We start from the raw sequence: 18,890 nt of genomic DNA, 5'->3' as shown, positions 1-18,890 counted from the left end.
CTCTACACCCTGCTTTGTACCAAGTTGCGAAGCCGTGCCCCGGGATGACCTTCCTGCAAATGGCGTTTGCCTTGCCCAAAGAGCTTCTCCCGATAGGTGCCCGGTGCATATTCCGTTTTATAAATCCCCCGCTTCTGCAGTTCTGGAACGACCAGATCAACGAAATCTACCAGGCTACCCGGCGTAATCATATGCGTAAGATTAAACCCGTCCACCCCGGTCGCCTCAAAATAACTTTGTATCCCGTCCGCCACCTCCTGAGGATTGCCGACAATCGCAAATCTCCGTTTCATCGTGTCGAAACCTTCCAGCACCTCGCGGACGGTGAGCTTCTTCGGATTATCTTTGGTCAAGGAAGCCGCCCGGGATTGTCCATGCTCCGTATGTTTATATTCAAATACCGCATCCAGATCGGTATATTCCGCTAGATCGTAGCCGCTGGAGCCGCCATATTGCGCTTTCGCCGCTTCCCCGCTCCATAACCGCTTGTACTCTTCGAATTTAGCTTCCGCTTCCTCCGTCGTTTCCGCAACAATGACATTCAAGAACGTAAATGCCTTGATATCATCCGGATTACGGCCGTATGATTCTGCAAGTCTCTTAATCTCTAGAATGGATTGCTTCGTCTGCTCCGGCGTTGGTCCTCCAACGAACAGGCACTCCGCATGCTTCGCCGCAAACTCCTTACCTTTAGGTGATGTACCTGCCTGATAAATAACAGGAGTCCGCTGCGGTGAAGGCTCGCTAAGATGCGGCCCAGGAACACGGAAGAACCGGCCTTCATGATGAATCTCATGCACCTTCGATGGATCAGCGAACACCTTATTCTCCCGATCATTGACGACGGCATCCTCTTCCCAGCTTGCTTCCCACAGCTTATACGAGACATCAAGGAACTCATCTGCCAGCTCATAACGATCATCATGCTTGATCATCTCATCAAGCCCGAAATTCCGCGCAGCGCTTGGAAGATAAGAGGTGACCACATTCCAGGCAAAACGTCCTTTCGTCAAATGATCCAGCGTGCTCATCCGGCGGGCATGCGCATAAGGATGCTCATAAGTTGTGCTGACCGTCAGGGCAAACGACAAGTTCTTCGTCACCTGCGCCATCGCGGGGATAGCAAACGCCGGATCATTGAGTGGTACCTGTACGGCATCCCGAATGGAGGCATCTTTGCTTTTCTTATAGACATCGTATACCCCAATTACATCCGCGAAAAAAACCGCATCAAGCTTCCCTCTCTCGAGCAGCAGCGCAAGCTCCGTCCAATAATCCAAATCCTTGTAACGCCGTGTTCTTTCGTTGTCCGGATGCTTCCAAAGCCCATGCGAATTATGCATCGCACTCGACATTTCGAAGACATTAAACAAGATTTGTTTAGCCAAGATGCCTCACCTTCCCTTTCTTCAAACCTATGCCAGAACAATCTTACTATTCCGATAAAATAAAACGGATATAGAATTTGAGGCTACTCTACCACTGGAGAAAGATGGATGTCAAGCGTAACCTTAGCTATCATAATTTTGAATTTTTAGGGATTGACAGCACCCTTCCTAACGCTTTATAGTAAATCCCAAGTTGGAGACATGGATATAAAAAAATCCGCCTCCAATAAGCAACAAATGGTTAAATAGTGTTGTTTTCGATACAGCTGACTGATCATTTCAGAACTGTGCGAACCATATCTCTGCCTGAGATAGAGGAGCCCAGTCTGATTAAGTGGCCTCTTCTTGCAAATAGAAGAGGCCACTTTTTATTTATTTTTCTGAGTATACATATGCGATTACTAAACTTTGTTCAAAGTAATACGCAATAAAGGAGAGAACTTCACTTGATCAAATTTGAATCGGTGTCTAAAACCTTCCTATCTCAAAAAAAGGTGGTTAACGCAGTCGATAACGTCTCTCTCTCCATTGATAAAGGAGAAATCTACGGGGTCATCGGCTTTAGCGGTGCAGGCAAAAGCACCCTGCTGCGGCTGGTCAATCTATTAGAGAAACCAACGAGCGGAAGAGTAGTCGTCAATGATCAGGACGTAACTTCGATCTCCTCCCGGGAGCTGAGGAAGCTGCGCAGACAGATCGGCATGATTTTTCAAACCTTTAATCTATTTAACTCACGTACCGTATACGGCAATATTGCTTATCCGCTTAAGCTGGCAAGAGTACCAAAAGAACAGGTCAAAGCTCGAGTTGCCGAGCTGCTCCGATTCGTTGGACTCGAGGATAAAGCCGATCAATACCCAGAGCAGCTGTCCGGTGGGCAGAAGCAGCGCGTAGGTATCGCAAGGGCGCTTGCTACTTCACCGGATATCCTCATTTGCGATGAAGCGACATCGGCCCTTGATCCCGAGACAACAGGCGAGATTCTAAAGCTGCTCAAGCGAGTGAATGAGGAGTACAACATTACGATCCTTCTTATTACCCATGAGATGCATGTGATCCGTACGATCTGTGATCGGGTGGCGGTAATGGAGAACGGTCGAGTCATTGAGGAAGGTCAGGTCTTTGATATTTTCGCAAATCCGCAAAAACAAACGACCCGAAACTTCATCAGCTCTGTTCAAAACGACAAGCTTTCTCCGAAGCTGCTGGACATTCTGAAGCAAACCCACAAAGGCAGGCTTTATCGAATCGTATTCAAAGGTGGTACAACAAGCGAACCGATCCTGTCGCAGACCTCCAGGAAATACAATATCGACTTCAACATTATTTATGGCAGCATAAATGAACTGCAGGGGCAGCTGTTCGGCAGCCTGATCGTAGAGTTTCCCGATCAGACGCCGCAACTCGATCCGATGATTTATGAGCTGAGTCAAAATGTGGAAGTAAGGGAGGTTATCGATCATGAAAGTTGATTGGAATACGTTCTGGCCGCGCATATTCGAGGCAACGGGTCAGACGATTACGATGGTGATTTTCACCTTAATATTCGGAGCTGTTCTGGGGTTAATTATCGGGCTCTTACTCTTTGTCACACGCAAGGGTAACATTCTGGAGAACGCCTTTGTTTTCTCCTTTCTTAATATTGCCATCAACATTATACGCCCTGTTCCATTCATTATCTTCCTCGTCACAATTAGTCCATTCACCCGCGCGGTCATTGGAACAACCATCGGTACATGGGCCGCAATCTTCCCGATGACAATCGTCGCCGCCTTCGTTATTGCAAGGGTTGTTGAGAACAACCTCGTCGCTGTTGATCCTGGCATTATTGAAGCAGCGAAGGCGATGGGTGCCAGCCCCGTTCAGATTATTGTAGGAGTTCTTATCCTCGAAGCGCTTGGTCCTCTTATTCTCGGGCTGACGTTTATGACTGTCGCGCTTATTGATTTCTCCGCAATGGCCGGCACGGTTGGCGGAGGCGGACTTGGTGATCTGGCGATGACTTATGGCTATCAGCGATTCGATGGATCCGTCATGTTCGTCACGATCGTAGTTCTTATTATCCTTGTGCAGATCGCCCAATTTCTCGGCAACACGATTTCACGTAAATTTTTACGCCGATAAGACGGGATCTCAATATACAAAAAATAAAAGGAGTGTGTTGAAGATGAAAAAGCAGGTTCTCTTCCTAAGTCTCATGCTGATTTTGATTGTAGGGGTGCTGTCCGCTTGCGGAAGCAACAAAGATTCCAACAATACGACGGCTTCGGCTAACTCGGAGAAGTCGGAGAAGACGGCAGCAGCCAATGCTTCCCCCTCTGCAGCCAATACGGCGGCTGAACAAACACCAGAGCCAGAGAAACCAAAAGAGCCGATTAAAGTGAAGATCGGAGTCTCGGGCACAGACGGTGAGACTTGGCCGCTCTTAAAGAAAAAGGCAAAAGAACAGCTCAATGTGGATATCGAGCTCATTGAATTCTCAGACTATACCTTGCCAAACCTTGCGCTCGCTAACAAAGAAGTAGATGTGAACTCATTCCAGCATCTCGCCTTCCTCAGTCAATTTAATATCGAGCATAATTTGAACATCGTACCTATCGGATCAACTGTCGTCTCTCCGCTAGGCCTTTATTCCAAAAAGTATAAAAATGTGTCTGAAATTCCTGACGGAGCACAAATTGCGATTCCAAACGATCCAGCTAACCAAGGACGCGGCCTTCTTGTCCTCCAAGCAGCAGGCTTGCTGAAACTGAAGGATAATGTTGGTTTGTACGGCACAACAGATGATATTGTAGATAATCCGCATAAGCTGAAAATCGTTACGGTAGTGGCTCAGCAAACGCCACGCGTGTTGCCAGACGTAGCAGCTTCCATCATTAACGGAGGGATTGCAGGTCAAGCAGGACTGAAACTGTCGGATGCGATTTTCCATGATGATCCGTTATCCGAGACAACTCGCCCGTACTTGAACGTATTCGCGACCCGCGTCGAAGATAAAGACAATGAAACCTACCGTGCAATCGCCAAGCTATACCAAGATCCTGAAATTATTGAAAGTGTGAAAAAGGACTCCAACGGCGGCAGTGTTGTCATCGACATTCCGGCCGAAACGCTGCAAGGTGAACTAGACAAACTCCAGTCCGAAATAAAAACAGCTCAGAAATAATCCTCCGCGATTATAAAAAGCCGACCTCTCTGTGCCATGCACAGAGAGGTCGGCTTTTTGACATTAATTAAACGTATACGTCCAGAACCGTTCCGTTCCGAACCGTTCCCGAAGCTCTTTGTCCGTATGATCCTTGTCTCCAAGAATCTCGCCTGCTTGGAACTGGGAGCGATGCGCTTTGATGGAATCCATCTTATTCTTCAGATAATCCCGGACATCAAATGAAATATCCGGCTTGCCAATTGCCTGTTCATGGTTCCGGGAGAACGCCATGCAATACACAGGCGGACGCTCTGCCTCAGGCAGTCTGCCCACCGTGCGAACAACAGCTTCGCCGGTCGCATCATGGTCGGGATGGACACTGTAACCCGGATAAAAAGTGACAACAAGGGTCGGGCGTACTTCTTCTATAAGAGCATTTATATGTTCATCGAGCAGCACTTTATCCTCGAACTCAATCGTTTTATCATGGAAGCCAAGCGTTCTCAAATCCTGTATGCCGATGGCTGCGCAGGATTCTTCCAGCTCCTTCCGGCGAATCTGGGGCAGTGTCACCCGGCTTGCGAACGGCGGAGTTCCCATGTTCCGGGCCATCTCCCCAAGCGTCAAGCACGCATAAGTGACATAAGCGCCTTGGTCTATTAATTGTGCAAGCGTCCCCGACAATCCAAAAGCTTCATCATCAGGATGCGGCAGGACGACTAGAATACGTTGTTCCATATTTATCTCTCCTTAAAGCTTTTTTACAGCACATTGCAGTATATAAGCCAGGAATTTTGTATAAAAGCTGCTTCGGAAGCATTAGTTGCGTCTAGAACGGTTCGCGGCTGAGCTGCAGCGATACAACTAGCTTGCCCTGCTGATCATGGCCGGCGAGAATAAGGCGTTCCGGCTCACTTTCTACATAATGGGTAAGACCTTCCGAGTATACCCATCCGTGATTCATTTTGAGTCCTACACGGAATGGACCATTGCCGGAGATCGAACCATGTGAATATTGAATAACCGCATTGGTTATAAAAGTAGCTGCCGGGTGCTTAGAGGCGTCCATATGAGCCGCGTAAGCTCCTGTCGTCATCTCAAGATGAATATACACATCCTGATCTTTCAAGCTGTCCAGACGTCTTTGTATTTCCGCCGGTTGAATCGGTTGTATCATCTTGGATCCTCCTTAAACGTACAAATCATTTCGAGTAATTGAGAAGATTGTATAGTAAAACGATCGGAATTACAACAATTAGATTAGCTAATCGTTACCGGCTTCTCATAAAGATTAAATTCACCAATCGGATTTACTGCCGTTCCTTTAAACGCATAGCCGCAGCTGTTCTTATAGAAATCGTTCAGCTTCGGATTATTGGCAATACAATCAAGTCGGATACGGTCTTTCCCCGGGAAATGAATGCCTGAGCTCGCCCAACGAATGATCTCTTCACCGAGATTTTTGCCCGCTGCCTCCCGGTTAATATTCAGCCTGTGCAGGTAGACGGAATTCTCATGCCCTTCTTCACCCCATAGCTCCTTGTCCCATGGACTTGCCTGCTGCATGAGCATAACCATACCCATTAAGGTATCGTTCTTGACAAAAATGTACACTTCGCCGCGCTTAATCGCTTCCGGCGTCCGATGGGAGTCTTCTCCTTGCAGCAGACCACTCCATTGCGTAGAACCTTTGCTTTTCAGCCATTCCGCTGTATTAACAAGAAGCTGCAGAACAGCCGCTGTATCTTCTTCCCTTGCCTGGAAGACTTCTATATCTGACTGAATAGTCCCAATATGATCTGTTCGAGTAAACATGATGACTGATCTCCTCCTAATCATAAAGCTACTATAAGTATACAATGTTCGTGCAAGATAAACGAATTTACATCATTAAGCTTTTGCCAAACTCCAGAGCATCCCGTTCTATAGGGACAGAAACACTGTATAAAACCAAACTCAACCACAGGTTGAGTCTCCTGAAAAATCAATTAGGAAGTTATTGTTCGTGCTAAATAACTTCAATAGAATAAGTAAAAACAAAGGAGTGTGAGGGGCTTATGAAAGAGAAGTTAGCGCGTAACATCAGCATTTATCGGAAAGAAAGAGGACTGACGCAAGAGGAACTCGCTACAAGGCTTGGTATTTCTTTTCAAGCTGTGTCCAAATGGGAGAACGCGCAGACGATGCCAGACCTTTCGCTTCTGCCTGAATTATGCCGTACCCTTCAAGTAAGCGTCGACAAGCTGCTTGGATATGTGTCGCAGGATCAGCCCATTACGATCTACGAAGAGGAATATAAAACAGAGAATTTTTACTGGGGAACTGAGCCAAACGGTGGTGTCTATGAGGTGCTGCAGCAATTGCCGCCAACTAGACGACTTAAGCTGCTGGATATCGGCTGTGGTGAAGGCAGAGACGCCGTATTTTTTGCGCGGAATGGGTATGAGGTTACGGGGCTTGATGTGTCGGACGCCGGGATTGAGAAGACGAAACGACTTGCTGACGGGGCCGGCGTCCATGTGGATGTTATCAAAGCGGATGTGTTGGATTTTAGGCTAGACTCGCACTACGACATTGTGTACTCCAGCGGTGTGCTGCACTATATAAAGCCGGAGTTCCGCCAAGAGATTTTCGCGAACTATAAACAGTTTACGAATCCAGGCGGAGTCCACGTTCTGAACGTATTCGTGAACAAGCCATTTATTGCGACACCACCGGAAAAAGAACCTCATGCCTACAAATGGCATTCGGGCGAGCTGCTTACCCATTACCATGACTGGCTGATCAAAGACAGCGCTGAGATCGTGTTCGACTGCAACTCCAGCGGCATCCCTCATCAGCATGCGATGAGCACGATTATGGCTCAGAAGGTACATCTAAAATCGTAAATAGCAGTTCTTGTTTTCATGCTAAAACCAGTCGGGATGCTCACCTCTCATAATTACTCCATCCATGGGAAAAATCATTCTATTAAACTTCCCTGTATTGGCATCAATGGTAATGAGAATATCGTCAAGGTAGATATCCCATACTGTATTCCCTGTTGCTCTATTCCAAAACGTATCATTGTCTAGAATAATATATGTAGGTATACTATCGGTTCTGTAAGTTAAGTCCAAGTGATGATTGACCGAATCGAGATACAATCTCGCTTTCGCTAGAGCCTCTTGTTGCGTAAGCAGCGGTTTTTGCATTTCGTAAACACCATAAATAACTGTAATAATAAACAAAGCGATAAAACAAGAAGCTAATAATTTCTTCACCATCTTAAAGTTACCTCGCTCACATCTTTCGCTAATTGCAAATAAGATGTTAGTCCTCACTTTCTACTCCCAAAAGGCAGCCGATCATTCTGATCAGTTGCCTCTACAGACTACTTATTTATAAAACCGCCCTCTGACACTATTCGCTGTCCCGTAACCCAGCCTGCTTCGTCACTCACTAAGAAGGTAATTAATCTTGCAGCATCTTCGGGCTGTCCAATTCTCCCCATTGGGAACATTGGCAGTAAATAGGACTTAACATCTTCATCCATCCAACCACTATCCGTTGGACCAGGGTCAACTGCATTAACTGTAATCCCGAGTGGAGCGAGGCCAACCGAAAGGGGTCCAATTAATGCGGTTTGTGCACCTTTTGTAGCTAAATAAGCAAGATTATTGGCATCATTACCTTTCGATACCATAAATATGATTCGTCCTGGTATTGAACCTGCATGTGCTTGTTCAAACCTTTGGGCAAATGTCGTAGATAGTAAGCCTGTACCTCTTATATTTACTGCATAATGGCGGTCAATTACTTCAGCGTCGAGGGTCCGGTAGTTTGACTCCGCCCAGTAAGTTGCATTATTTACGAGAATACTAGGAGTTCCCAACGTTTTCTCTGCATAATCAAGAATCTCATTCGCAGCAAGAGGATCAGCCAAATCAACTTCCATATGAGCAGCTCTTACACCTAATTCTTCTAGCTCTTTACGTAGTTGATTCTCCCAGCCGCTATCTTCACCGTATATTTGAATTTTGTCGAAAGAGCCCCAATGTGTAAAAAGAATATCAGCCCCTTCTAAGGCTAATGCTCTACAAATGGCTGTTCCTATACCCCGTTCACGACTGGCACCAGTAACGATGGCCACACGTCCCTTAAGTTTGAGTCCCATTAAGACAATGACCTCCTTTTTAACTCTTCAATTTATTTCCATTATCCTGCGAGTGAGCACAACAGGCAAACCCTTACTCTTCTATTTAATCGCTGAGTCCCAAGCTGCTTTAAATTCAACTACACTAGAATATCTGCTTAATCTATCATCATTCACTGCCTTTAAAGCAACCTCATAAAGCCCCTTTTCTGCTTCCCACTTCTCCAATGAACGGTCAAGCTTACCGCCTAATAGGGCAAAAGCAAACAAGCCCATTGTATACACGTTTGAACGTTATCTATCTCAGCACCTAATATAAACTCTTCAGGGCTCATAAAACGAAAGGTTCCTGAAGTGCGGGATCCCCAAACATCACCCGTGTTATTGTAATAAGGTTTCTTCTGATATAGATCAATATCACATATTTTAATTTCGTTTCTCGCAAAATCATAGAGTAGACTTCCATCAAAAAAATCAATGGCAACATAACCTTTTTGTTCTACAAATTCATGAAATGAAAAAATATGATCCAATGAAATCAACCTTTGTTCTACTGACAAATGTTTAAATCTATAAAACGGGGACTTCGGATCATTATATTTGGCCGGAGATGGAAAAGAGTAATGTGGGTTAAGCGTCTCACCTTCAAACCATTTGAAGATGATTGCATATCCAGAGTTCACTTCAAAATGATCAACCATTTCAATCAGATAGGGATGCCTTAATTGTTGATAAACGCTGACCGCAGCTTTAAGATTCTCAATCGGGATTTCGGTATTCCCGTAGAAGTTGTTTATCATTTTGGCACCTGCATATTTAATAAATAGCTTCTCGCCGTTTTGTTCAACACCAAAGCTAATGTTGCCAGAGTCTTGTTGGTCAAACACTTCAAATACTTTCCCTAATTTCTTCAGCCAATCAATTCAACAAAAGGTATGAACAATCAGGGAGTTTTATTCAATTACTGTCAGGTAAGACAACTACATAGAGATCACAACAAAAACACGCAAGACCATCAGGTCTTACGTGTTCATCCCCATAAAAGCTCATTCTACATTCATTATGTCATTATACTTCTGAGCAATCCTAGCCCAGTCTGATTCCTCTTGCCCATATTGTTGTAACAAAGCTTTAAGCTTATCATCCATCTCTTGATTGACGGCTTGCTGCTCGTGCAAATCGATATCAAGCGCGACCAGCAGGATTTTCGCTATATCCAGATCACTGGCAATAAGCTTGCTCGTATCCTCCGGGAAGAACTTAGTCCACATCAGCGAGGCCGAATGGCTGTCTTCCTTCGAGTACATCAAATCATACATAACCTCGAAATGGTTTAAATACTCCGGACTATCAATTGTTCTAAAAAATACGCTGTCGACAGATAGCTTCGTATTAGGTGTACCTACAAAAAACGTATTTCCCCCAACATCGGTCAATATAAACCGTCTGTCTTCAGCCAGATCCTTCAGCTTGGAAATGCGAGGTATTCCACTGCGTGAAATTTTGCCTGTCTTTTTTTTCAAGGATGAGGTAAAACGCTCATAGATTTGATCGACATCCTCAACCATGATATAGCACATATTCGGGTTTTCATTAGGCAATATTTTTTTGCTGCCATAGAAATGCAATTCAATTGAACCATACTTCAGAACGGCATACGGATTAGGACGTGTGTACAGCTTTTCGATTTGAAATCCTAGAATCTCATAGAATGCTGTCTGCTCTTTGAGCGATGGACATGGTAAAATCGGGATAATCTTCTCCAGACTTTCAACCCCTTAGCCAGATTAGTGTTCTAGACTAATACCTTACTATTCGGCATCAGGTTTCACCCGTGGACCAAACTTCGAAAAATCAATATCCTCCCACCTAAGCGTGTAAGCAGGTGACTCAGGCGCTAATCGATAATCTCCATTCGCCTCATCCACGAAACCAATAGGTGCAAGTATCGTCTGTGCATCAAACTTCCCATCCTGCAGTTCCCGCCATGACTCCCAGGCATATAACTTACCCCAGACTTTGCTTACTCCAATTGATGGTGCAGGCAGCTCACCCGATACGATTGGTGCTTCGCCGCTGCGCCAGTACAAATTGCGATCTGCATATGCCAATCGCTCCTCGCTCCAATTGACATGGCAATACATATTTCCTGAGTTGGATATGATGTTTGACTCAATTACAATATCCCGGTTGCTCTCGCCAACCATCTCTTGCGTACCAATGGCACATTCCGATTCATTATTTGTGATTAGATTGTTGATAATCCGGTTCCCGATCCCTTTCGAGAAAATCGCCATCCACAGCTTGCCTTCCCCCGTCTGGTACAAATGATCAAGTACATTGTGGGTAACCTCTACATCATTGGAGGCGTCATCGAGGTAAATGCCGAACCCAAAGGAGAAATGAATACCGCTGTGATGCAGATGGTTCCCGTGGATACGATTACCTCGGCCGATTCCCCAGGACTCAATAATCCCGCCATCCTGACTATCCGTCATAACGTTGGACAAATCATTATGCCGAATACGGTTATTGCGTGTAAAAAGAAAGGAAGCATGATTGTCCCACGTAACCGATGTCCCCCATAGCTTGGAAGGCATCACCTGATAACGCAGTCCTTTCATCGAAATGCCGTACCGGGGCATATTCGAGATCTGATTATGGGCAATATCACAATCTCCACATTGGTATAGGACAATTCCGCTCCCATGGCCAATGAGCTCTCCCCCGCAGGTAATTACATTATCCGTAATGAGATGACCTTTATTTTGATAGGGAGTTATACAGTCCTGAAACTCCCCCTCACCAGGAGCGTATCCCGATGCGTAAATACCAGTATGACCAACCCGCTCAATTCGATTGTGCACTAGCCTGACCTCTTCCGCACAGCGGTCTAAGTATACACCACAGGTTCCCGACTCCCGAATGACACAATGCGAGAGCTCAATGCTGCGAACATTACGCATATAGACAATACCGTTCCGATTCTCATCTGGTTCGGCGTTATCCATACCTGGTTCTTCTCTCATCATTCGGAAATCTTCATAGAAATCACTGCATTTAAGCGTTAATCCTGTGATGGTCAGCCCCGATACTCTTTGCTCCTCACTATCCCCCTGAATATCCACTAGCCTGGTCATTAAAGGCACTACCACGCGTTGGTCAAGTGGAGTCCCGCTTCGCGGACGATAGTAGAGTACACCAATCTTTTCATCCAAATGAAACTGGCCAGGCTCCCGCAGGAACGTAAGCGAGCCTTGCAAATAATAACGCGAGCCTTCTCCAATCCCCCAGCAGCTTGGTCTCTTAAACATAATTTTGTGCTCAACATCATCAATAACAGCAACCGGAATCGTCTCAGCAAACCAATTCGCTTCCCCGCCGCCCGGCCAGATATAGGCTTGAATCCCCTCTGCAGCTAGCCCTTTCGGAAACTCACCCTCTCGATAACCAATACCTGCCCGTCCATCACCATCAATGGAAAGCGAATGATAATAACCGGATGCCGGCATCCTGACCTTCGCAACACGCTCCCCGTCTGCATATAAGGTTTGAAACCTCACTCCCTCCGGAACTTTCGCCGTCCATATGCCGTCCCCGTAAGGCTCCCACTCCGTCAAAACCATCCCGCCGACCAGTTCAGGTATCTCTCCTTCTGCATTGCGGTAAATAACAGGACAGTTCTTAGCATCCGAATCCTCACACCCAAAGTGAAGTGGTTCATCAAGGGTATAAGTCCCCCCACGGACAATAACGGTTATTCCTCCTGTCACGCCTCTTGCGATCATCGACCGAACGGCTAGTTGTGCTTCGCGTATATCATGGAAAGGCTGCTCCTTACTGCCATTACCGCTCATACCTGCTGACGGACTAACATAGAGTACTTGTATTCCCTGCATTCCTGCACCGCCTTATGATCATCGTTTAGCTCCACACTGCCATATGTACGGAAAGGCTGTAAACTGCACAATATGCTAAAAAGCGTACGATCCCGGTATCTGCCATTTATAAGGTGATTTTAGCTAAAATAACCCTTGCGCAAGCGGTTGATAGCGTTTACAACTATAATATAGACCTCATGCTTGATAAAGGAGTAGGATGCTCATGAAGGCATACGGCTACTTTACATCCAAGAAATATTTTAAACGTGTATTATTCTCAATCATGCTGACCATGGCTCTTATCCTCACAGGCTTATCCGCAGTTAACACCTACTTGCTGGAGAGGTCGGTTAAGAATGTCCAAGAGGAAGCGAACTTAAAGGTTCTTACCCAGACGCAATACAACCTTTCTTATATGAATGAAATTATTGTCCATCTATCTTCTTTCGCCTATCGGGATAATGCCTTGATCCCTCTCATGTTTAGCAGCAATCTTCCCAAAATGGACTATATTCGCGGCTATCAGCAAATGTACAATATGCTCGAAAGCTCTTCCTTCCTGCACTCGATGTCTGTTTATAATGCTACATCCGGAGAGCTTTACGGCTCCTCCAGCGATTTTCTCGTAGACGGCGGTACGACAAAAAACAGCATTCTTCAGTGGCTGCTGCATACCAATGGCAGCTTGCCCGCATCCAGACTCATCCCGTTCAGCTTCAATAACTCCAATGGCATTGACGCCTTTGCTTTTATTGTGACAGATACGTATCGGCCTTTTACCCCGGATCAATCGGCGATTATTTTGTTTATCAAGCCTGACTGGGTATTCGAGAGTCTTAGCAAGCTTAATGGAACCGGGAATGGGAATACCGGGGACATTCTGATTCAGACATCCAGCGGCCAGTTGTTCGAAAGCGGTGATTCCGCCCAGACTTTCAATCAAGAAGATATCGGGCGATTGATTCGTAATGACAACGCAGGGGAACCAAGCGAATCCGGTTTTGTTATTGGCAAGGCCGGAGGGCAGAAGGTTATGGTGACTTATCTTCGTGGTATTGGTGACTGGACCATTCTTTACATGCAGCCTTACAAGCAATTAATGCAAGCCGTCTCAGATATGCGCACACGGAATTTAATGCTTACCGGCGCTTTTATCCTTATTTCCATCGGGATCTCCATCTGGCTGAGCTATAAACTTTATGGCCCCATTGAAACGATGATGAAGCGAATCCTGCCGCATATGCGAAACATTCAGGAGCCTTCCCCAAGATCGCGCAGCGAGCTCGATGCAATGAGTGATGTTTATGAGCAGTTGTCCGGACAGCTGCAGGAGATCAGCTCCGAGCAGATTGTGCGTAAATATTATATCCGTAAATTTTTGACCGACAGCCGGAGCCTTTCGGAAATGGATATGCGGCAGTTAATTATGAAGCATGAGCTGCAGCTTGCACCAAGCGGCCCTTATATGGTGTGTACCCTTCGGCTTGACCGTTACGATGAGTATGATCGAAGAACATCTCCAGAGATGAAGAAGCTGCACAGCTTTGCCATTACGAATATTACAAAAGAAATCATGTCTCAGACATTCGGCTGTGAGATCATCGACATGCAGCAGGATCATTTTACTTTCATCCTATCCGGCATGCCTCTTGATCCAGCGCTCATTAAGCCTTTAATAACTGATGTACAGCAAGTACTGGACCGCTTCTATTCCCTCTCTCTTACATGCGGTATCAGTGACAGCACGGGGCAGCTTAACCAGCTGTCTTCCAGCTACTATCAGTCCTACCAGCTTAGCCAATACAGTATACTGATGGGTTATCAAGCCACTATAGAAGCTCAGAATATACGTACAAATCTGGATAACAAGCAGAAATCTCTGCCTGATGATGTAGAGAAGAAGCTGTCCGAAGCGATCAGGAAAGGGAAACTGACCGACGCCGGAAGTGAGCTTGAACGGGCATTCGACATTCTAGCAAAGCTGCAGCTTGAGGATATGAGAAGGGCTATTTCGGATATGGCGTGGATTATCAAAAATGCAGCGGCCGATATTACGAGCAACCGGATTACCCACCTTTCGATGGATGTCGAGCGTATCCCGCTCCTGCCGCAGGACTACTATACACTCGACGAGCTTCATTTGGCTTTCTTATCTCTATGCACGGCCATTTGTGAAGAAGCAAAGCCCTCCAGTATGGAACGGAATGAAATGATTATTGAGACCGTCAAAGAGCTTATCTGGCAAAAATACGCCGACTACAATCTCAATCAGCAGTCCATTGCTTCAACGGTCAAATTAAGCTCCGCTTATGTTGGCAAGCTATTCAAAGACAGCTGCGGATTAACGATTACGGAATATTTAAATGATGTTCGCTTGAGCAGGGCGCAAGAGCTGCTGCTTAAGGAGGATAGTACAATCATGGAGATCATGGAGAAGGTCGGCTACGGCAATCAAAGCTACTTTTTCCGCTTATTCAAAAGCAAGTTCGGCAGCACGCCAAAAGAATTCCGGATCAAGAAATCAATATCCTAGGCCAAACCGCCTGCTATCCTACCAAGGATGCAGGCGGTTTTTGCATGCCGCAAACCTGTAATAAACAGTAATTCGCAATAAGTACACCTTGCTTCTACAGCTTTTCAATGATTGAACTCTATCTCTGACAATGATGGTCATGGCATGCTGGACTCAGCAAAGAATGGAGGAGATGCACTTGTCCAACGTCCCGTCTGCCGGTGTTCCCAGCGGCCCGGAAACGCCTGCTAGCCTTAAGAAGCCCAAACGAAAAAACTGGCTTGCCAAGGAGTTCTGGCATATCCGCCGAAACCGCGAGCTGCTCTTGCTTGCCCTGCCCGGCATCTTATTCAAATTAGTTATTGCTTACATGCCCATGGTCGGGTTAATCCTGGCCTTCAAATATTTCCGATATGATCAGGGGATATTCGGCAGCAAATGGGTTGGTCTTCAAAACTTCGAGTTTCTATTCAAGGCGCAGGATGCTTTCCGGATTATTCGCAACACGCTGCTGTACAACTTCACTTATATTTTACTCACGATGGCCGTCTCTCTCTTGCTGGCCCTGCTGCTCAATGAGCTTAGCGGAAAGCTGGTAAAAGTGTACCAGACTACCTTGTTCCTTCCCTACTTCATCTCCATGGTACTGGTCGGCTATATCGGCAGCGCCTTTCTGGATTTCCAGAACGGATATCTGAATACGGTTCTTACTTTCTTTGGTGTAAAGACGCATAACTGGTATTTGGAAACAACACCATGGCTGTTCATCCTGCCGCTTGTTGCACTTTGGAAAGGCGTGGGCTTCTCCACTCTTGTCTATTATGCCGGCATTACGGGGATCAGCACCGATTATTATGAAGCTGCAAGGCTGGACGGTGCTTCCCGTGTACAGATGATGACCCGTATAACACTCCCGCTTCTGAAGCCGCTTATCATCATCTTGTTTATTCTTGGTCTCGGCAATATTTTCAGAGGGGACTTCGGGCTGCATTACTTCGTTCCGAATAACGTTGGGCCAAACTTCCCGACCACTGATATTATCGACACCTACGTCTACCGTGCCTTGACGAAGCTTGGAGATATTAACTCCGCTGCTGCCGTTGGGTTCCTGCAATCTGTAGTAGGACTTATAACCGTCGTATCTGCCAACTTGATTGTACGCCGCATTGACAAAGACAATGCGCTTTTCTGACTGAGGAGGCCATCCGCCCATGAAGCTTAAATTCGCTGATTCTATCATTAATCTGTATTTCATTATCGTCTGTTTCTTGATCGCTATGCCCTTTGTTCTTGTGGTCGCCATCTCGCTCACTTCGGAGAACAGCCTTCACGATTTCGGCTATCAGTTTATCCCTAAAGAATGGAGCCTAGAGGCTTACCGCATTGTATTCGAGAAGCCCGAATCCCTGCTGCGGGGCTACGGAGTGACAATTACAATCACCATTGTTGGCACCTTGTTGTCGCTCTTCATGACTGCATTAATTGCTTACCCGATTTCCCGGAGTGATTTCCGCTATCAGCGGCCACTGACGTTTTATGTCTTCTTCACAATGCTGTTCAACGGTGGGTTAATTCCGTTCTACATTCTGATGACTCAGTACCTGCATTTGAAAAATTCACTCGCCGCTCTCATCATTCCTACCGTGATGAGTCCGTTCAACATCATGATTATGAAAGGCTTCCTCGATAAAATATCTAAGGAAATTATCGAATCGGCGAAGGTAGATGGGGCGAAGGAGTATCGAATCTTTTTCCAGATCATATTACCGCTCTCCACACCTGCTCTTGCAACTCTTGGCCTGTTCATCGCCTTTGGCTACTGGAACGAATGGTTCTACGCGCTGCTCTTTATCGACAACGATAAATATGTTCCGCTTCAGCTGCTGCTAGTAAGGATCTTATCGCAAGCCGAGTTTCTTGCAAATTCGCCGATGGCTGAAGTGGCAGATAAGCTCAAATTTGCTCAGTTCCCAACCTTGACCGTCCGGATGGCCATGGCGATTGTTGCGAGCGGACCGATGCTGTTCATCTTCCCTTTCTTCCAGAAGTACTTTGTGAAGGGGTTAACGGTGGGCTCCCTCAAGGGATAACTAATTGAGTGATGGCATCATTCTTTTTAGGAGGTGGTCTGGACATCTAGCTTGTTTTACTTGGCTTTAGCAGGTTTGCTTTAAAAAGTGTAGTAATACTAAACTAGGAACTATAATTGGAGGGTTCATGGTGAACAACAACAAAAAGAATCAATTGATCGCCAAACTTCTGTCTGTCACCTTATTGTTTGTCATTCTCGCTGCTTGCTCCAGCAATAACAACGGGAATAATAATGCAACGCCTGCACCTACTACAGAACCTACTACTGCTGCCAGCGAAACGCCTGCTGAATCAACGGAGCCTGCTTTGGACCCCGTTAAGCTTACGTTCATCTATCCAGTTGCAGCCGATCCAGGTAAAGACCAAAAGCTGGTCAATGAAGAGATCAATAAATATTTGCAGGAAAAAATCAATGCGACCGTTGAGCTGAAGCCACTCACATTCGATGAATACGAGCCGAAGTTGAATGCCATGCTTGCTGCTAACGAGAATTTCGATATTGCCTGGAGCTCTAAAGGCTGGCTCGGCAACTATCAGCCATACATTGACCGCGGTGCTTATCTTGAGCTTACCGATGACATGATCGCCAAATATGCGCCGGAGGCTCGCGCGAATATTCCAGATAAATTCTGGCCTGATATGCTTGCTGCAGACGGCAAAGTATACGGCTTCCCAATCTATCAAGTAGCTGCTAAGCAGAAGAGCTTAATTATCCAAAAACGTTTCATCGATAAATACAGCTTGGACGTCTCCACTATTCATAGCTACAGCGACATCGAGCCGTTCCTTAAAACTTTGAAAGAGAACGAACCAGATGTTGTTCCACTCGGGCTGGCTCAAAACTCCCGTGGTATGTACATTGATCCAAAAGCAGTTGGTACAGACGGCTCTCCGGTGTTCTATGTGAAGGATGATCCAGCCTATACGTTATCTACTTTCCTAAACACAGCAAATGATCGCCTTCCTTATTTCCAAAAGCTTCATGAATGGTACGAGAATGGTTATATCAATCAGGATGCTCCTGTCCTGCAGAACATTAATGATCTGAAGGCAAAAGGAAACGTTGCGGTATCCATCGAGTTCACTTCTAAACCAGGCGGCGAGATTGGCGAAAAAGCGATAAACGGCGGCAATGATGTCGTGTACGTTCCAATCTCCGACAGCTATTTCACGGGTATCGCAAGCGCTATGCATGTTATTAATAAAAGTTCTAAGAACCCAGAACGCGCTCTAATGCTTATTAATCTTCTGAATACCGATAAATATTTGTACAATTTGATTTGTAACGGAATCGAAGGCACGCACTACAAGAAAGTCGACGATACCTTTATTGAACCAATTGAAGGCTCCGGCTATGCTCCTAACGGAGACTGGGTATTCGGCAACCAATTTAATGCGTATCTGAAACCAGGGCAAGCAGCGGACACTTGGCAAAAAACAATTGAATTAAATGATAATGCCGTTGTACTTGCGAGCAGCGGATTTACCGTGAATGAGGAAAGTGTCAAAGCGGAAATCGCCAATATCAACGCCGTGAAAAACGAATATGAAACGGCGCTCGAGACTGGTGCGGTTGATCCAAACAAAGTTCTTCCCGAGTACGTATCTAAGCTGAAAGCATCCGGTGCTGAGAAGGTAGACCAAGAGGTTGCGAAGCAGTGGGATGCGTTCCTGACGCAAAAAGGATTGAAATAAATTAGAAATGGGTAGCCCTAAGAGCCAATGGCTTGAGGGC

General features: G+C 45.9%; 16 protein-coding genes and 1 pseudogene. 8 read left to right on the top strand and 9 right to left on the bottom strand.

Features of this window, described 5'->3' with window-relative positions:
- Nucleotides 1-2: 2 nt before the first annotated feature.
- Complete coding sequence (locus AC0YNT_RS25985; RefSeq protein ID WP_475807209.1) at nt 3-1,388, bottom strand: LLM class flavin-dependent oxidoreductase; 1,386 nt, start codon at nt 1,386-1,388, stop codon at nt 3-5.
- A 446-nt stretch (nt 1,389-1,834) separates the two neighbouring features.
- Between AC0YNT_RS25985 and AC0YNT_RS25980 the strand changes: the two genes are divergently transcribed.
- From AC0YNT_RS25980 to AC0YNT_RS25970, 3 genes are read left to right on the top strand one after another with little or no spacing between them, the layout of a single operon-like run.
- Nucleotides 1,835-2,860 (top strand): methionine ABC transporter ATP-binding protein, encoded by a 1,026-nt coding sequence (locus AC0YNT_RS25980; RefSeq protein ID WP_475807208.1) that lies wholly within the window; start codon nt 1,835-1,837, stop codon nt 2,858-2,860.
- A complete protein-coding gene (locus AC0YNT_RS25975) occupies nt 2,850-3,512 on the top strand; it encodes a methionine ABC transporter permease (protein ID WP_475807207.1) in 663 nt (220 codons plus the stop codon). Before AC0YNT_RS25980 ends, AC0YNT_RS25975 begins: the two co-directional genes overlap by 11 nt.
- A 43-nt stretch (nt 3,513-3,555) precedes the next feature.
- Nucleotides 3,556-4,554: a MetQ/NlpA family ABC transporter substrate-binding protein gene (locus tag AC0YNT_RS25970; protein WP_475807206.1), complete on the top strand. Its 999-nt coding sequence runs from the start codon at nt 3,556-3,558 to the stop codon at nt 4,552-4,554.
- 63 nt (nt 4,555-4,617) lie between these two features.
- Here the strand turns inward: AC0YNT_RS25970 and bshB2 are convergent, their stop codons facing one another.
- The 3 genes from bshB2 to AC0YNT_RS25955 form a co-directional block, all read right to left on the bottom strand.
- The gene (gene bshB2, locus AC0YNT_RS25965) at nt 4,618-5,274 is read right to left on the bottom strand and encodes a bacillithiol biosynthesis deacetylase BshB2 (RefSeq protein ID WP_475807205.1); all 657 of its coding nucleotides are present in this window, start codon (nt 5,272-5,274) and stop codon (nt 4,618-4,620) included.
- A gap of 91 nt (nt 5,275-5,365) precedes the next feature.
- Entirely contained in the window at nt 5,366-5,713 is a 348-nt protein-coding gene (locus AC0YNT_RS25960; RefSeq protein ID WP_208420346.1) for a YojF family protein, read from the bottom strand.
- 83 nt (nt 5,714-5,796) lie between these two features.
- The gene (locus AC0YNT_RS25955; protein WP_475807204.1) at nt 5,797-6,351 is read right to left on the bottom strand and encodes a GNAT family N-acetyltransferase; all 555 of its coding nucleotides are present in this window, start codon (nt 6,349-6,351) and stop codon (nt 5,797-5,799) included.
- A gap of 242 nt (nt 6,352-6,593) precedes the next feature.
- Here AC0YNT_RS25955 and AC0YNT_RS25950 point away from each other — a divergent pair, with 242 nt between their 5' ends.
- Nucleotides 6,594-7,424: a methyltransferase domain-containing protein gene (locus AC0YNT_RS25950; protein WP_475807203.1), complete on the top strand. Its 831-nt coding sequence runs from the start codon at nt 6,594-6,596 to the stop codon at nt 7,422-7,424.
- 21 nt (nt 7,425-7,445) lie between these two features.
- Here AC0YNT_RS25950 and AC0YNT_RS25945 read toward each other — a convergent pair whose 3' ends face one another.
- The 5 genes and pseudogenes from AC0YNT_RS25945 to AC0YNT_RS25925 all read right to left on the bottom strand — a co-directional run bounded on the left by AC0YNT_RS25945 (nt 7,446) and on the right by AC0YNT_RS25925 (nt 12,570).
- Complete coding sequence (locus AC0YNT_RS25945; RefSeq protein ID WP_475807202.1) at nt 7,446-7,802, bottom strand: hypothetical protein; 357 nt, start codon at nt 7,800-7,802, stop codon at nt 7,446-7,448.
- A 107-nt stretch (nt 7,803-7,909) separates the two neighbouring features.
- Nucleotides 7,910-8,692 carry an SDR family oxidoreductase gene (locus tag AC0YNT_RS25940; RefSeq protein ID WP_475807201.1) on the bottom strand — a complete coding sequence of 261 codons (783 nt, stop codon included), beginning with the start codon at nt 8,690-8,692 and terminating at the stop codon, nt 7,910-7,912.
- Between the two features lie 81 nt (nt 8,693-8,773).
- Nucleotides 8,774-9,594, bottom strand: a pseudogene (locus AC0YNT_RS25935) (serine/threonine protein kinase).
- Nucleotides 9,595-9,717: 123 nt separating this feature from the next.
- Nucleotides 9,718-10,272 (bottom strand): VOC family protein, encoded by a 555-nt coding sequence (locus tag AC0YNT_RS25930; RefSeq protein ID WP_475807200.1) that lies wholly within the window; start codon nt 10,270-10,272, stop codon nt 9,718-9,720.
- Between the two features lie 210 nt (nt 10,273-10,482).
- Nucleotides 10,483-12,570, bottom strand: a complete 2,088-nt coding sequence (locus AC0YNT_RS25925) for a right-handed parallel beta-helix repeat-containing protein (RefSeq protein ID WP_475807199.1) — start codon at nt 12,568-12,570, stop codon at nt 10,483-10,485.
- Nucleotides 12,571-12,775: 205 nt separating this feature from the next.
- Between AC0YNT_RS25925 and AC0YNT_RS25920 the strand changes: the two genes are divergently transcribed.
- The 4 genes from AC0YNT_RS25920 (at nt 12,776) to AC0YNT_RS25905 (ending at nt 18,850) form a co-directional block, all read left to right on the top strand.
- Nucleotides 12,776-15,085: a helix-turn-helix domain-containing protein gene (locus AC0YNT_RS25920; protein WP_475807198.1), complete on the top strand. Its 2,310-nt coding sequence runs from the start codon at nt 12,776-12,778 to the stop codon at nt 15,083-15,085.
- 178 nt (nt 15,086-15,263) lie between these two features.
- Nucleotides 15,264-16,256 carry an ABC transporter permease subunit gene (locus AC0YNT_RS25915; protein ID WP_475807197.1) on the top strand — a complete coding sequence of 331 codons (993 nt, stop codon included), beginning with the start codon at nt 15,264-15,266 and terminating at the stop codon, nt 16,254-16,256.
- 19 nt (nt 16,257-16,275) lie between these two features.
- Nucleotides 16,276-17,154 (top strand): carbohydrate ABC transporter permease, encoded by an 879-nt coding sequence (locus AC0YNT_RS25910; protein WP_208420345.1) that lies wholly within the window; start codon nt 16,276-16,278, stop codon nt 17,152-17,154.
- A 130-nt stretch (nt 17,155-17,284) separates the two neighbouring features.
- Nucleotides 17,285-18,850, top strand: coding sequence for an ABC transporter substrate-binding protein (locus AC0YNT_RS25905; RefSeq protein ID WP_475807196.1), 1,566 nt, complete (start codon nt 17,285-17,287; stop codon nt 18,848-18,850).
- The last annotated feature ends 40 nt before the right edge of the window (nt 18,851-18,890 follow it).

It is taken from the genome of Paenibacillus sp. J22R56 (assembly GCF_056269375.1).
Note: the sequence above shows the minus strand (reverse complement) of the source record. Positions and strands in the feature narration are given on the sequence as shown.

Excerpts from the sequence above, each read along its gene's own strand:
- AC0YNT_RS25975 (WP_475807207.1), top strand. The coding sequence starts at position 2,850 with ATGAAAGTTGATTGGAATACGTTCTGGCCGCGCATATTCGAGGCAACG.
- AC0YNT_RS25970 (WP_475807206.1), top strand. The coding sequence starts at position 3,556 with ATGAAAAAGCAGGTTCTCTTCCTAAGTCTCATGCTGATTTTGATTGTA.
- bshB2 (WP_475807205.1), bottom strand. The coding sequence starts at position 5,274 with ATGGAACAACGTATTCTAGTCGTCCTGCCGCATCCTGATGATGAAGCT.
- AC0YNT_RS25960 (WP_208420346.1), bottom strand. The coding sequence starts at position 5,713 with ATGATACAACCGATTCAACCGGCGGAAATACAAAGACGTCTGGACAGC.
- AC0YNT_RS25955 (WP_475807204.1), bottom strand. The coding sequence starts at position 6,351 with ATGTTTACTCGAACAGATCATATTGGGACTATTCAGTCAGATATAGAA.
- AC0YNT_RS25950 (WP_475807203.1), top strand. The coding sequence starts at position 6,594 with ATGAAAGAGAAGTTAGCGCGTAACATCAGCATTTATCGGAAAGAAAGA.
- AC0YNT_RS25945 (WP_475807202.1), bottom strand. The coding sequence starts at position 7,802 with ATGGTGAAGAAATTATTAGCTTCTTGTTTTATCGCTTTGTTTATTATT.
- AC0YNT_RS25940 (WP_475807201.1), bottom strand. The coding sequence starts at position 8,692 with ATGGGACTCAAACTTAAGGGACGTGTGGCCATCGTTACTGGTGCCAGT.
- AC0YNT_RS25925 (WP_475807199.1), bottom strand. The coding sequence starts at position 12,570 with ATGCAGGGAATACAAGTACTCTATGTTAGTCCGTCAGCAGGTATGAGC.
- AC0YNT_RS25920 (WP_475807198.1), top strand. The coding sequence starts at position 12,776 with ATGAAGGCATACGGCTACTTTACATCCAAGAAATATTTTAAACGTGTA.
- AC0YNT_RS25910 (WP_208420345.1), top strand. The coding sequence starts at position 16,276 with ATGAAGCTTAAATTCGCTGATTCTATCATTAATCTGTATTTCATTATC.